General features: G+C 67.0%; 12 protein-coding genes. 2 read left to right on the forward strand and 10 right to left on the reverse strand.

Annotated elements, in window-relative coordinates:
- Positions 1-30 precede the first annotated feature (30 nt).
- From AAG092_RS03195 to AAG092_RS03220, 6 genes are read right to left on the reverse strand one after another with little or no spacing between them, the layout of a single operon-like run.
- Entirely contained in the window at positions 31-1770 is a 1740-nt protein-coding gene (locus tag AAG092_RS03195; protein ID WP_373388515.1) for an extracellular solute-binding protein, read from the reverse strand.
- Positions 1771-1820: 50 nt separating this feature from the next.
- Entirely contained in the window at positions 1821-2093 is a 273-nt protein-coding gene (locus AAG092_RS03200; protein WP_373388516.1) for a DUF2160 domain-containing protein, read from the reverse strand.
- Positions 2094-2105: 12 nt separating this feature from the next.
- On the reverse strand, positions 2106-2906 hold the full coding sequence (locus AAG092_RS03205; protein ID WP_373388517.1) for a carbohydrate ABC transporter permease: 801 nt from the start codon (positions 2904-2906) through the stop codon (positions 2106-2108).
- 10 nt (positions 2907-2916) lie between these two features.
- Entirely contained in the window at positions 2917-3783 is an 867-nt protein-coding gene (locus tag AAG092_RS03210; protein ID WP_373388518.1) for a carbohydrate ABC transporter permease, read from the reverse strand.
- Positions 3780-4877, reverse strand: a complete 1098-nt coding sequence (locus AAG092_RS03215; RefSeq protein WP_373388519.1) for an ABC transporter ATP-binding protein — start codon at positions 4875-4877, stop codon at positions 3780-3782. The genes AAG092_RS03210 and AAG092_RS03215 overlap by 4 nt, the downstream gene beginning before the upstream one ends.
- A 10-nt stretch (positions 4878-4887) precedes the next feature.
- Entirely contained in the window at positions 4888-5970 is a 1083-nt protein-coding gene (locus AAG092_RS03220) for an ABC transporter ATP-binding protein (protein ID WP_373388520.1), read from the reverse strand.
- 380 nt (positions 5971-6350) lie between these two features.
- On the opposite strand from AAG092_RS03220, the gene AAG092_RS03225 reads away from it, so the two are divergent.
- Entirely contained in the window at positions 6351-8192 is a 1842-nt protein-coding gene (locus tag AAG092_RS03225; RefSeq protein ID WP_373388521.1) for a sigma-54-dependent Fis family transcriptional regulator, read from the forward strand.
- Between the two features lie 132 nt (positions 8193-8324).
- Here the strand turns inward: AAG092_RS03225 and efp are convergent, their stop codons facing one another.
- From efp to AAG092_RS03240, 3 genes are read right to left on the reverse strand one after another with little or no spacing between them, the layout of a single operon-like run.
- A complete protein-coding gene (efp, locus tag AAG092_RS03230) occupies positions 8325-8900 on the reverse strand; it encodes an elongation factor P (protein WP_110682478.1) in 576 nt (191 codons plus the stop codon).
- Between the two features lie 34 nt (positions 8901-8934).
- Complete coding sequence (earP, locus tag AAG092_RS03235; protein WP_373388522.1) at positions 8935-10074, reverse strand: elongation factor P maturation arginine rhamnosyltransferase EarP; 1140 nt, start codon at positions 10072-10074, stop codon at positions 8935-8937.
- A 48-nt stretch (positions 10075-10122) separates the two neighbouring features.
- Complete coding sequence (locus tag AAG092_RS03240) at positions 10123-12483, reverse strand: DNA polymerase II (protein WP_373388523.1); 2361 nt, start codon at positions 12481-12483, stop codon at positions 10123-10125.
- Positions 12484-12732: 249 nt separating this feature from the next.
- Here AAG092_RS03240 and AAG092_RS03245 point away from each other — a divergent pair, with 249 nt between their 5' ends.
- Entirely contained in the window at positions 12733-13002 is a 270-nt protein-coding gene (locus AAG092_RS03245) for an FAD-dependent oxidoreductase (protein ID WP_373388524.1), read from the forward strand.
- Here the strand turns inward: AAG092_RS03245 and arsJ are convergent, their stop codons facing one another.
- Complete coding sequence (gene arsJ / locus AAG092_RS03250) at positions 13003-14235, reverse strand: organoarsenical effux MFS transporter ArsJ (protein WP_373388525.1); 1233 nt, start codon at positions 14233-14235, stop codon at positions 13003-13005.
- Between the last annotated feature and the right edge of the window lie 3 nt (positions 14236-14238).

The following is a 14238-nucleotide window of genomic DNA, read 5'->3' on the forward strand; positions in this document are numbered from 1 at the left end:
CGGGCGCCGTTTTCGTTTCCAGCACTGACCTTACTGGGCCTGCTGCCAGGACTTCAGCAGCTCGTCGTAGCTGACGGTCTCGCCCTTCGGCTTCTCGTTGGCCAGCTTCGGCTTGGGTGCGCCCGGCTGGTCCAGCCAGTACTGCGGGTCCTTCTCCTCGTTGAGTTTCGGGCCGCAGTCACCCTGCACGCCGGAGCGCTCGATGCGCGCCATCATGCTGTCCTGGGCCGCCGCCAGGCCATCCAGGGCCTCTTGCGGGGTCTTGTCGCCGCTGGCCGCCTCGGCGATGAACTGCCACCACAGCTGCGCCAGGCGCGGGTAGTCCGGTACGTTGGTGCCAGTGGGGGTCCACTGCACCCGCGCCGGGCTGCGGTAGAACTCCACCAGACCGCCGAGCTTGGGCGCGGCGTCGGTCATCGCCTGGGAGTTGATGTCCGACTCGCGGATCGGTGTCAGGCCGACCAGGGTCTTCTTCAGCGAGACCGTCTTGGAGGTGACGAACTGCGCGTACAGCCAGGCCGCCAGGCGCTGCTTCTCCGGGGTCGACTTGAGGAAGGTCCAGGAGCCGGCGTCCTGGTAGCCGAGCTTCATGCCCTCCTCCCAGTACGGCCCCTTGGGCGACGGCGCCATGCGCCACTTCGGCGTGCCGTCCTCGTTGACCACCGCCAGGCCCGGCTTGGTCATGTCGGCGGTGAAGGCGGTGTACCAGAAGATCTGCTGGGCGATGTTGCCTTGTGCAGGCACCGGACCGGCCTCGGAGAAGGTCATGCCCTGGGCTTCCGGCGGCGCGTACTGGCGCATCCAGTCGACGTACTTGGTGGTGGCGTAGACCGCCGCCGGGCCGTTGGTGTCGCCGCCGCGGGCGACGCTGGAGCCCACCGGGCGGCAGCCCTCGACGCGAATGCCCCACTCGTCCACCGGCACCCCGTTGGGCAGGCCCTTGTCGCCACTACCGGCCATGGAGAACCAGGCGTCGGTGAAGCGCCAGCCCAGCGACGGGTCTTTCTTGCCGTAGTCCATGTGGCCATAGACGCGCTTGCCGTCGATTTCCTTGACGTGCTCGGTGAAGAACTGGGCGATGTCCTCGTAGGCCGACCAGTTGACTGGCACGCCCAGCTCGTAGCCATAGATTTCCTTGAACTTGGCCTTCAGCTCCGGTTTCTCGAACCAGTCGGCGCGGAACCAGTAGAGGTTGGCGAACTGCTGGTCGGGCAGCTGGTAGAGCTTCTTGTCCGGCCCGGTGGTGAAGGACAGGCCGATGAAGTCCTCCAGGTCCAGGGTCGGCGAGGTGAAGTCCTTGCCTTCATTGGCCATCATGTCGCTGATCGCCACCGCCTTGCCGTAGCGGAAGTGGGTGCCGATCAGGTCCGAGTCGTTGACCCAGCCGTCATAGATGTTCTTGCCGGACTGCATCTGCGTTTGCAGCTTCTCGACCACGTCGCCTTCCTGCATCAGGTCGTGGTTCAGCTTGATCCCGGTGATCTCGCTGAAGGCCTTGGCCAGCACCTTGGCCTCGTACTCGTGGGTGGCGATGGTCTCCGAGGCGACATTGATCTCCATGCCGCGGAACGGCTCGGCCGCCTTGATGAACCACTTGAGCTCGGCGAGCTGCTGCTCCTTGGTCAGGGTGGACGGCGAGAACTCGCTGTCGATCCACTTCTTCGCCGCCTCTTCGTAGGCATCGGCCCAGGCCGCGCCGCTCAATCCGGACAACGTCAGCAGGGCCGCCAGCGCCATGCTATGTCGGGTCTTGTAGTTGTTGTCGAACATAGACTCCTCCTTGCTTGAATAGAAAAGCGACCGGAACGACAGGCAGCCGGTCAGCCCCAACGCATCACCACCAGTAACCACACGACGGACAGCGCCGAGGCTATCCAGGTGCTCCAGTCGGTCGCGCCCACGACCAGCAGGTGCAGGTAGGCGCTGCCGAGTAGTCCGATGAACAGCCGGTCGCCACGGGTGGTGGCGATCGGCAGAAAGCCCCTGCGCTCGGCGCAGGGCGAGCGGATTTCCCATACCGTCATGCCCACCAGCAGCAGCGCGATGCCGCCGAAGAAGGCCGCCGTGACCGGGGTCCAGGCCATCCATTCCATAGTCGTTTCTCCTCAGACCCGGCCCAGGGCGAAGCCCTTGGCCACGTGGTTACGCACGAACCAGATCACCAGCATGCCCGGCAGGATGGTCAGCACCCCCGCCGCCGCCAGCACGCCCCAGTCAATGCCGGAGGCCGACACGGTGCGCGTCATCACCGCCACGATCGGCTTGGCGTTCACCGAGGTCAGGGTGCGCGCCAGCAGCAGCTCGACCCAGGAGAACATGAAGCAGAAGAACGCCGTGACGCCGATGCCGGGGCCGATCAGCGGGATGAAGATCTTCACGAAGAACTTGGGGAAGCTGTAGCCGTCAATGTAGGCCGTCTCGTCGATCTCCTTCGGCACCCCGGACATGAAGCCCTCGAGGATCCACACCGCCAGCGGCACGTTGAACAGACAGTGGGCCAGGGCCACGGCGATGTGGGTATCGAACAGGCCGATGGACGAGTACAGCTGGAAGAACGGCAGGAGGAACACCGCCGGCGGCGCCATGCGGTTGGTCAGCAGCCAGAAGAACAGGTGCTTGTCGCCGAGGAAGCGGTAGCGCGAGAAGGCATAGGCCGCCGGCAGCGCCACCAGCAGCGAGATGAGGGTGTTCAGGCACACGTAGTACAGCGAGTTGAGGTAGCCGGTGTACCAGCTCGGGTCGGTGAAGATCACCTGGTAGTTGGCCAGGGTGAAGTCCTGCGGCCACAGGGTCAGGCCGCCGAGGATCTCGGTATTACTCTTGAACGACATGTTCAGCAGCCAGTAGATCGGCACCAGCAGGAACAGGATGTAGAGCAGCAGCGCCAGGGCTTTGCGAAGGGTCATGGCAGGCTCCTCAGCTCTTCTGGTCGTTGTGGGTCATGGCCGTGTAGAACGCCCAGGACACCAGCAGGATGATCAGGAAGTACACCAGCGAGAACGCCGCCGCCGGCCCCAGGTCAAACTGCCCCACCGCCATCTTGGTCAGCGTCTGGCTGAGGAAGGTGGTGGCGTTGCCCGGTCCGCCGCCGGTGAGCACGAAGGGCTCGGTGTAGATCATGAAGCTGTCCATGAAGCGCAGCATCACGGCGATCAGCAGCACGCTCTTCATCTTCGGCAGCTGGATATGGCGGAACACCGCCCAGCTCGATGCGCGGTCGATGCGCGCGGCCTGGTAGTACACGTCGGGAATGGCGCGCAGGCCCGAATAGCACAGCAGCGCCACCAGCGAGGTCCAGTGCCACACGTCCATCACCAGCACCGTGACCCAGGCGTCCATGGTGTTGGAGGCATAGTTGTAGCTGATGCCCAGCTTGCTCAGGGTCCAGCCCAGCAGGCCGATATCGGCGCGGCCGAAGATCTGCCAGATGGTGCCGATCACGTTCCACGGGATCAGCAGCGGGATGGCCATCACGATCAGGCAGGCCGAGGCCCAGCGGCCCTTGGTCGGCATGCACAGGGCGATGGCTATCCCTAACGGAATCTCGATCAGCAGCACGCAGGCGGAGAAGATGAACTGGCGCAGCAGCGAGTCGTGCAGGCGCTCGTCCTGCAGCACCTGGCGGTACCAGTCGACGCCGACGAAGGTGCGCGTGCTGGCGTCGAAGATGTCCTGCACCGAGTAGTTGACCACCGTCATCATCGGCAGAATGGCGCTGAAGGCCACCAGCAGGAACACCGGCAGCACCAGCCACCAGGCCTTGTTGTTGATCACCTTGTTCATGCGCGCACCTCCACCAGCACATCGTCGGCGTAGAGCATCAGCCACTGCGACGGGAAGCCGATGTAGGCCACCTTGTGCGGTACCGGCAGATCCTCCTGCAGGCGCGCCTTGAGCGTCACACCATCCAGTTCCAGGGTGAGAATCTTGTAGGTACCCAGGTCTTCCACATGGCGCACCTCGCCGCGCAGGGCGTCGACGAAGGGCTCGTCGCTGACGTGGACGAATTCCGGACGGATGCCCAGCTTGAGCGGGCGGCCGGCCAGCTCGGCCAGGCGCTGGCACAGCGCCGGCGCCAGCGGCACACGGGTCTGGCCGAAGCACACGCCGCCGGCGTAGGGCGTGACCTCGACCAGATTCATCCCGGGGCTGCCGATAAAGAAGCCGACAAAGGTGTGTTTCGGCCGCTCGAACAGCTCGCGCGGGGTGCCGAACTGGACGATCTGCCCGCCATACATCACCGCGATCTTGTCGGCGAAGGTCGAGGCCTCCAGCTGGTCGTGGGTGACGTAGACCATGGTGATGTTGAACTGCTCGTGGATCTGCTTGAGTTTGCGCCGCAGCTTCCACTTCAGGTGCGGGTCGATCACCGTCAGCGGCTCGTCGAAGAGGATCGCCGACACGTCGTCGCGCACCAGGCCGCGGCCCATGGAGACTTTCTGCTTCTCGTCGGCGGTCAGGTTGCGCGCCTTCCTGTGCAGCAGCGGGTGCAGGTCGAGCACCTCGGCGATCTCATGCACCTTGCTGGTCACCCGCGACTCGGCCAGGCCCTGGTTGCGCAACGGGAAGGCCAGGTTGTCGAACACCGTCATGGTGTCGTACACCACCGGAAACTGGAAAACCTGGGCGATGTTGCGCTCCTGCGGCGGCAGGTCGTTGACCTCGCGCATGTCGAACAGCACCTGGCCCTCGGACGGGCTGAGCAGCCCGGAAATGATGTTGAGCAGGGTCGACTTGCCGCAGCCGGACGGGCCGAGCAGCGCGTAGGCGCCGCCCTGCTCCCAGACATGGGTCATCTCGCGGATGGCGTAGTCGTCCGGCCCACTCGGTTGGGCGCTGTAGCTGTGCGCCAGGTTCTGCAAGCGTATCTCGGCCATGCTGCGTTCCTCAGGACCGGCGGATCGGCGCCAGGACCAGTTGGTCCCGGGTATCAAAGACGAACAGCTTGTGCGTCGGGATGTAGATGCGGATCGGCGCATCCACGTCGTACTCGTGCACGCCCTGCAGGTGCAGGACCAGGGCGAAGTGCTCGCTGCGCACGTGCAGGAAGGTCTCCGAGCCGCTGATCTCGGCCAGCTCGACGATCACCGCCAGCTCCAGGTCGTCGTCGTTGGACGGCACCAGGCCGATATGCCCGGGGCGCACGCCGAAGCGGTAATCGCCCTGCTCCAGACCGCGCAACTCGGCGGTCAGCGGGAAGTGCACGAAGTCCTCGAAGCTCACCTCGCTGTCGGTGATGCGCCCGCGCATCAGGTTGATCGGTGGTTCGGAGAACAGCTCGGCGGCCAGCACCTGTTGCGGCCGGTGGTAGACCTCGGTGGTCTTGCCGCTCTGGATCACCCGGCCTTCATGCAGGATGGTGGTGGTGCCGCCCAGGGCCAGCGCCTCGTTGGGCTCGGTGGTGGCGTAGATGGCGATGCTGCGGCGGGCGCGGAACAGCTCGCGCATCTCCTGGCGCAGCTCTTCACGCAGCTTGTAGTCGAGGTTCACCAGCGGCTCGTCGAACAGCACCAGGTCGGCATCCTTGACCAGCGCGCGGGCCATGGCCGTACGCTGCTGCTGGCCGCCGGAGAGTTCCAGTGGGTAGCGCTTGAGAAACTTGTCGATGCGCAGCATCTGCGCAGTTTCCTGCACCTTACGCTCGATCTCGGCCTTGGCCACGCCGGCCTGGCGCAGCGGCGAAGCGATGTTCTCGAACACCGTCAGGTTCGGGTAGTTGATGAACTGCTGGTAGACCATCGACACGTTGCGCTGGCGCACCGGCACGCCGGTGACATCGGCGCCGTGCATCAGGATGCGGCCGCTGCTGGGCTTGTCCAGCCCGGCCATCAGGCGCATCAGCGAGGTCTTGCCGGCGAGCGTGCGGCCCACCAGCACGTTGAAGGAGCCTGGTTCGAAGCTCAGGCAGGCGTCGTCGATATAGACCTGCTGGTCGACCACGCGACAGACATGTTCCAGCGTTAACGACATGGCGTGTCCTTATAATTATTGCGCCCGTCGCCGCGAAGATCCCTCGCGGCCGACACAGCCATAACGCGACATTCGTGCCAGCGCCGCTGCGCGCCAGGGAATACCTCGTAACCCACTGACCAATAAGAATTTATCTAAGGACGGAGATACTCGGCGCGCAGGCGCACTGAACAGCCTTGAACAGTAAAAGCTGAACAACTGAACAATTTGCCCTTTGACTTTGAACAGCAATGAACAACACTGGGCGAACGCTTTGCCCCTGACCGTCTGCGGCCAGGGGCCGGGAGGACAGGACACTCCCGCCGGCCCGCCCATTGCAGTAACGGTGAGGCCAGCACGGAAGCCGGACCTATAAAAAAGACAAGAATCAGGCGATACCCATGACTGCCACTGCCCCGGCGCCGAGCCACGACGCCATCGTTCGCGACTCCTGGAGCCGCTGCCGCGACTTCGGCCTCACCCACCAGAGCCAGCCGGCCTTCGGCCAGGCCGCGCCCGGCGAGGTCTCCGCCCTGCTGGAAAGCCAGCATTTCCTGGTGCAGACCACCCATCAGGAGGTGCTGCCCTACTACGAGAACATCCTGGCCAACTCCAACTGCCTGATCATGCTGGCCGACAACCAGGGCCAGCTGCTGCAGTCCTGGGGCGACCGCCGCTTCGTCGAGCCGGCCCAGGCCGCCGGCTTCGTTCCCGGCGCCTGGTGGCAGGAGCGCTACAGCGGCACCAACGCCATCGGCACGGCGCTGGCCTGCGGCCAGGCGGTGCACATCCAGCGCGACGAGCACTTCCTCAAGGCCAACCGCTTCATGACCGGCTCGGCCTCGCCGATCTTCGACGCCAGCCGGCAGATGATCGGTGTGCTCGACGTCTCCAGCGACAGCTACCTGCCGCCGGCCCACACCCTGGGCATGGTCAAGATGATGAGCCAGTCGGTGGAGAACCGGCTGATCCTCAACCTGTTCAAGGACGACTACTTCCAGCTCAGCTTCAACACCAGCCTGGACAACCTGGACAGCCAGTGGGCCGGCCTGCTGGTGTTCGACGAGGCCGGGCAGATCGTCTCGGCCAACCGCCGCGCCGACAGCCTGCTCGGCGTCGGTCTGTCACGGGTGAACATCGAGAGCCTGTTCGACGTGCCGCTGCAGCAGTTGCTCACCCAGCCGGAGACCCTGCCCTTCGCCCTGCGCGCCGCCGGCCGCTACCGCTTCCACGGCCTGCTCAAGCGCCCGCGCAAGCCGCGTATCCAGCCGCGCGATTTCCGCCCGCAAGCGGCCCCGGCGCCGCGCCAGGAAGGCTTCACCCTGGCCAATATCAACCTCGGCGATCCACGGGTAGACAAGGCCGTACGCCAGGCCGAGCGTCTGGTGGAGAAGGACATCCCGATCCTCATCCACGGCGAGACCGGCGCCGGCAAGGAAGTGTTCGTCAAGGCCCTGCACAACGCCAGCTCGCGCGCCGGCCAGCCGCTGATCGCGGTGAACTGCGCGGCGATTCCCGCCGAACTGGTGGAGTCGGAACTATTCGGCTACGAGAAAGGCGCCTTCACCGGCGCCAGCCAGAAGGGCAGCATCGGTCTGATCCGCAAGGCGCACAAAGGCACCCTGTTCCTCGACGAGGTCGGCGACATGCCGCTGGCCGTGCAGGCGCGCCTGCTGCGCGTACTGCAGGAGCGCAGCGTACAGCCGCTGGGGGGCGGCGAGCCCTACCCGGTGGACATCCGCCTGGTCTCGGCGACCAACCGCCCGCTGCGCCAGGATGTGGACGCCGGCCTGTTCCGCGCCGACCTCTACTACCGCATCAGCGGCCTCAACCTGGAGCTGCCGCCGCTGCGCGAGCGCAGCGACAAGGCCGCGCTGTTCCAGCGCGTATGGGAACACCACCGCGAGCCCAGCCAGTGGGCCGGCCTCAGCCGCGAGGTGCTGGAGCTGTTCCAGCGCCACCCCTGGCCCGGCAACCTGCGCCAGCTGAGCAGCGTGATGCAAATCGCCCTGGCCATGGCCGAGGACCAGCCGATCCGCGCCGAGCACCTGCCGGACGACTTCTTCGCCGACCTGCAGAACGCGGCCGACAACCTGCCCACCTGCGAGCCTCTCATCGAGGCCGGCGACCTGGCCAGCCAGTACCAGGCCTGCGGCGGCAACATCTCGCACTTGGCGCGCAGCCTGGGGCTGAGCCGCAACACCCTGTACAAGCGCCTGCGCGAGCAGGGGCTGAAGGTCTGAGGGGCGCCAGGCCCGGCCCGGCATTCGCCCGAGCGCCTGCCGGCACGGGGCAGAGCGCCACCAGCAGCGCCCCCATTCCGCGCGGCAATAAAAAACCCGGCATAAGCCGGGTTTTCTACACGAGGCGGAGGCTTAGGCCTGAGGCGCCTGGGTACGGCTCTTGTAGGAACCGTCGCGGGTATCGATCTCGATCCAGTCGTCGATGTTGCAGAAGTCGGCGACCTTGACTTCGGTACCGTTGCGCAGCTTGGCCGGCTTCATGACCTTGCCGGAAGTGTCGCCACGGGCGGAGTTCTCGGTGTAGACGATCTGGCGCACGATGGTGGTCGGCAGGTCGACGGAGATCACCTTGCCTTCGAAGAACACGGCTTCGCAGATGTCGGTCATGCCTTCTTCGATGAACGGCAGGACGCTTTCCAGGTCTTCGGCGCGCAGTTCGTAGGAGTTGTACTCCGGATCCATGAACACGTAGTCGTCGCCGCTGATGTAGGACAGGGTCACTTCCTTGCGCTCAAGGATGACCGGCTCCATCTTGTCGTCGGCCTTGTACACGGTCTCGGTCTTGGAGCCGTTGATCAGGTTCTTCAGCTTCATCTTGACGATGGCGCTGTTACGGCCGGACTTGGTGAATTCGGCTTTCTGAATCAGCCACGGGTGGCCGTCGATCAGGGCCACACTGTTGGCCTTCATTTCTTGTGCGGTTTTCATACGAATATCCGGATTTGGATGGAGGTACAGATTTCTAGGCGGCGCATGATAGCCAATTTCGGTGAAACTGCACCAGCGCCGCGGCGAGATCAGGACGAGAGGCCTGCTCCCGGCACCAGTCTTGTGCGTGTGCCGCGAGCGCCTCGGCCTGCCCGCACAGCGCCTGCCAGGCCTGCGCCATGTCGCCACGGCCATTCCAGGCATGCCACCAGGCAGTCAGCGCCTCGCCGGCGAGCGGCGGCAGAGCGGCGCGGTACAGCGCCAGGAAGGCGTCGAGCTTGTCCCAGTGGGCGCCCTCCTCCTGCTGGTAGATATGCCAGAGCAGCGGCCGCCCGGCCCACTGGGCGCGGACGAAGGAATCCTCGCCGCGCACCGCGTTGAAGTCGCAGCTCCACAGCAGGCGATCGTAGTCGTCCTGGCTGACGAACGGCAGCAGGTGCAGGTGCAGGCTGCCCCGCTGCCAGCAGTCGCCTGCCTGCGCAGCGGCCACGCCCAGCCAGCGGTACAGATCGCCCTCGATGCGCCCGCGCGGCACCAGCAGCTGCACCGGCTGCGCGCCTTGGGCCAGGGCGTCCAGCCAGGGCCCCAGCGCCGGGTTCTCGTAGGCGAACAGGGAGATCAGCCAGGCGCCGGCCACGGGTGGCACGCCGAGCCCGGCGAGGAAGGCCTGACGCGCCCCGGCATCGGCCTGGAACTGCCGCCGCCGCTCCAGCAGGCCGGCCTCGCGCAGCAGGCCGCCGGTGCCGGGGACGAAGCCGGGGAAGAAGAAGAACTTCTGCAGCCCGCCCGGTTGTGGCGATGGCAGGCCGTGGCAGCCGGGCACCCAGTCCTCGGCGCTGAGGTACTCCAGGTTCAGCCACAGCGGCGGCTCGGCGCGCGCCGCCATGGCCTCGACGTAGCGCGCCGGCAGGGTGCAGGCGAAGGCCTCGATGACCACGTCGGCCGCCGCCACGGGCGGGAAGTCCGCCGTCCAGCGGCACACCTCGACGCCGGCCAGCCACTGCTGCGCCAGCGCCGCGTCGGCCTGCGGGCAGAGGCGCGCGAAGGCGGCCGGCTCGTCCACCCACAGGCGCACCGCCAGGCCGTGCTCGGCCGCCAGCTGGCGGGCCAGGCGCCAGGTCACGCCGATATCGCCGTAGTTGTCCACCACGCTGCAGAAGATGTCCCAGCGCACTGCGCCCTCCTCCCTCATCGAATTCGCCGGCCCAGGATACACCTCGTCCTAGAACAGGCCGAGCTGCGGATCGAGCAGGCGGGCGAAGTCGTCCTGGACGAAGGGCAGGATGGCGTCGGCCACCGGCTGCAACTGGCGGCTCAGGTAATGCTCGTAGTCGATGGGCGAGTGCAGCGCCTCCAGCGGCTCGGGGCCGGCACGGGTGATCAGGTAGCTGATCCAGCCACCGTTCTGGTACTGCCGCGGCCGCCCCAGGCGATCGTTGTGGGCATCGGCCAGGCGCGCGGCGCGCACGTGCGGCGGCACGTTGCGCTGGTAGTCGCCCAGGCCCCGGCGCAGGCGCTTGCGGTACACCAGCAGCTCGTCCAGCTCGCCGGCCAGGGTGCGCCGCACGTAGTCGCGCACGTACTCGCGGTGCGGCTGGCGATTGAAGACCAGGCGGTACAGCTCCTGCTGGAAGCGCTGTGCCAGCGGCGACCAGTCGGTGCGCACCGTCTCCAGGCCCTTGAAGACCATCTCCTCGCTGCCATCCTCACGCCGCACCAGGCCGGCGTAGCGCTTCTTGCTGCCCTCCTCGGCGCCGCGGATGGTCGGCATCAGGAAGCGGCTGTAGTGGGTCTCGAACTGCAGCTCCAGGGCGCTGTGCAGGCCGAACTCGTGCGCCAGGTGCTCGCGCCACCAGTGGTTGACCCGCGCCACCAGCTCGCGGCCGATGCGCCGGGCCTCGTCCTCAGCGTGCGCGCGGCGCAGCCAGACGAAGGTGGAGTCGGTGTCGCCGTAGATCACCGCGTGCCCCTCGGCCTCGATCAGCTCGCGGGTGCGGCGCATGATCTCGTGCCCGCGCAGGGTGATGGACGACGCCAGGCGTGGATCGAAGAAGCGGCAACCGCTGGAGCCGAGCACGCCGTAGAAGGCGTTCATGATGATCTTCAGCGCCTGCGACAGCGGCGCGTTGCCCTCGCGCTTGGCCGCCTCGCGGCCCTGCCAGACGCGCTCGACTATGGCCGGCAGGCAGTGCTGGCGGCGCGAGAAGCGCGCCCCGCGAAAACCCGCCACCGAATGCGCGTCGTCGGGCTGGCGCAGGCCCTCGACCAGGCCCACCGGGTCGATCAGGAAGGTGCGGATGATCGAGGGGTACAGGCTCTTGTAGTCCAGCACCAGCACCGACTCGTACAGCCCCGGTCGCGAGTCCATGACGAAGCCGCCCGGGCTGGCCTCGGGTGGCTTCTCGCCGAGGTTGGGGGCGACGAAGCCCAGGCGGTGCATGGGCGGCAGGTACAGGTGGGTGAAGGCCGCCACCGAGCCGCCGCTGCGGTCGGCCGGCAAGCCGGTGACGGCGGCGCGCTCGAGGAGGAAGTCGATCAGCCGGGTCTTGGCGAAGATGCGCGTGACCAGCTCGCAGTCCTTGAGGTTGTAGCGCGCCAGGGCCGGCTTGTCCTCGGCGAACATGCGGTTGATCTCATCCATGCGCTGGTAGGGCGTGTCGATCGCCTTGCCCTCGCCGAGCAAGCTCTGGGCCACGCTCTCCAGGCTGAAGGAGGGAAAGCTCCAGGTCGCCGAGCGCAGCGCCTCGATGCCGTCGATGATCAGCCGCCCGGTGGCCTCGGCGAAATAGTGATTGTGGCTGCGGTGCTCGCGCCAGCCCAGCTCGTCGCCGGCGCGGCCCAGGCGCAGCGGCACCTGCAGGCGCTTGGCGTGTTCCTGCAGCACGCGCAGGTCGAACTGCACCAGGTTCCAGCCGATGATGGCATCAGGATCGAACTCGGCCAGCCAGGCGTTGAGGCGCTCCAGCAGCTCGCCGCGGCTGGCGCAGTAGTCGAGCTGGAAGTCCAGCTGCGACGCCGCGCCACTGGCCGGTCCGAGCATGTACACCTGGCGCTGGCCGCAGCCTTCCAGGGCGATGGAATACAGCTCGCCGCGCTCGCTGGTCTCGATGTCCAGCGACACCAGGCGCAGCCGCGGGCGATAGTCGGGGTCGGCGCGCAGCTGTGCCTCGACCAAGCCGCCATCGCCGTGCGCCTGCCCCGAGAACAGCACCGGCGCGGTGATGAAGCGCTCCATCAGGTAGCGCTCCGGCGGCCGGATGTCGGCCTCGAACACCTCCACCCCGGCGGCCCGCAGGCGCTTGTCGAGGGCGATCAGCTGGCGGTGCTGCTGGCAGTACAGGCCCAGCACCGGGCGCTGCTGGAAGTCGCGCAGGCCCAGGGCGCGCAGCTCGACGCCGCGCTCGCCCTGCAGCAGCGCCTCGGCCTGCGCCCGCTGGACGACCGGCAGGAAGGCCACCGACGGCTGCGGCGGCAGGCGCACGCGTCGGGGGCCGTCGTCCGTTGCCAGCCAGAACTCGACCTGCGTCCCCTCCGGCGTATCACGCCAGTGCCTGGTCAGGACGAAGCCCCGCTGAAGATCCACCGCTTGCCACCCGCGCACACCTAGGAGTGGAGGATTCTAACCGCCAGCCCCGGCGGCGCCCATCGGCTGGGCTCTCCGCAAGGGGTTTACGAAATCGCTGGCAATGTGCCCGGGCCGGTGAGGGGCAGGCGCTTTCGCTCGTGAATATTCGCCCCCACTACCGACCTGGGCGAGCATTCGGGAGATGACCGATCACGTGTCGCATCGGCGAGCCGATAGACTCACACTGCTTTCCAGCAGGAGCCCGAGATGGGGGCTCAACCTGAAGCGTTGTGGGATGTCGTGATTATCGGCGGTGGCCAGGCCGGCCTGGCTACCGCGTATTTCCTGCGACGGACCGGGTTGTCGGCTCTCGGCCTCGACGCCGAAGACGGCCCGCTGGGGCCTGGCGGCGGTCGAGGGCACCCGGGCCCTGGTGAGTGGACGGGCTCGGCCTCGGCGACGCTGATCGGGGTGACCCGCACGGCCCGCAGCACGGCAGGCGAGATCGAGCAGTTCCTGGCCAGGGCGCCGGCCTGATCAGCCTGCCTGCCGCGCCGTGTCGCCATGCCTGGGCAAGGCGCTGGAGATGAGCGCGGCGGCCAGCACGAAGGCGCTGGAGACCCACAGGCAGGCGACCAGCCCATGGGCCTGGAAGACCCAGCCCGAGAGCAGCGTGCCGATCAGCCGGCCCAGGGCGTTGGACATGTAGTAGAAGCCCACGTCCAGCGACACCCCGTCCTCCTTGGCGTAGCTGACGATCAGGTAGCTGTGCAGCGAGGAGTTCACCGCGAACAGCGCGCCGAACAGCAGCAGCCCGCCCAGCAGCACCAGCTGGGCCGGCCAGCCGGCGGTCAGGCCGAGGGCGATCAGCGCCGGCAACCCGGCCAGGGCCAGGGCCCAGGCGAAGGCCGCGCGGCCATCCGGCACGAGGCCGCGCCGCTTGCCGGTGATGGCCGGGGCGAGGGACTGCACCATGCCGTAGCCGATGCCCCAGGCAGCGAGAAAACCACCCACCATCCAGAAGTCCCAGCCGAACACCGTACTCAGGTACACCGGCAGCGCCACCACGAACCACACGTCGCGGGCGCCGAACAAAAACAAGCGGGCAGCCGACAGGATGTTGATCGCCCGGCTCTTGGACAGCAGGTCGCGGAACTTCGGCTTGGCGCGGGCCTTGCCCAGGTCCTTCTTCAGCAGCACCAGGCTGCCCAGCCAGATCAGCGCCAGCACGGCGGCCATCGCCAGCACCGCGCCGCTGAAGCCGAGCAGCGCCAGCAGCGCCCCGCCGAGGAAGAAGCCGACGCCCTTGAGCGCATTCTTCGAGCCGGTGAGGATGGCCACCCACTTGTAGAGCGTGCCCTGCTGGCTGTCCGGCACCAGGAGCTTGATCGAGCTCTTGGCGCTCATCTTGTTGAGGTCCTTGGCGATGCCGGACAGCGCCTGGGCGCCCATCACCCAGGGCACCGTCAGCCAGGCGGCCGGCACCGTGAGCATCAGCAGGGCCAGCACCTGCAGGCCCAGGCCGAGGTTCATGGTGCGGTTCAGGCCCAGGCGCGCGCCGAGGTAGCCACCAACCAGGTTGGTGACCACGCCGAAGATCTCGTAGAACAGGAACAGCGCGGCGATCTGCAGCGGCGTGTAGCCCAGGCTGTGGAAGTGCAGTACCACCAGCATGCGCAGGGCGCCGTCGGTGAGGGTGAATGCCCAGTAGTTGCCGGTGACCAGCAGGTACTGGCGGACTTCCGCAGACAGGGCTGACAACGCCTTCATGAT

The sequence above is a fragment of the Pseudomonas alcaligenes genome (assembly GCF_041729615.1).
Classification (GTDB): domain Bacteria; phylum Pseudomonadota; class Gammaproteobacteria; order Pseudomonadales; family Pseudomonadaceae; genus Aquipseudomonas; species Aquipseudomonas alcaligenes_B.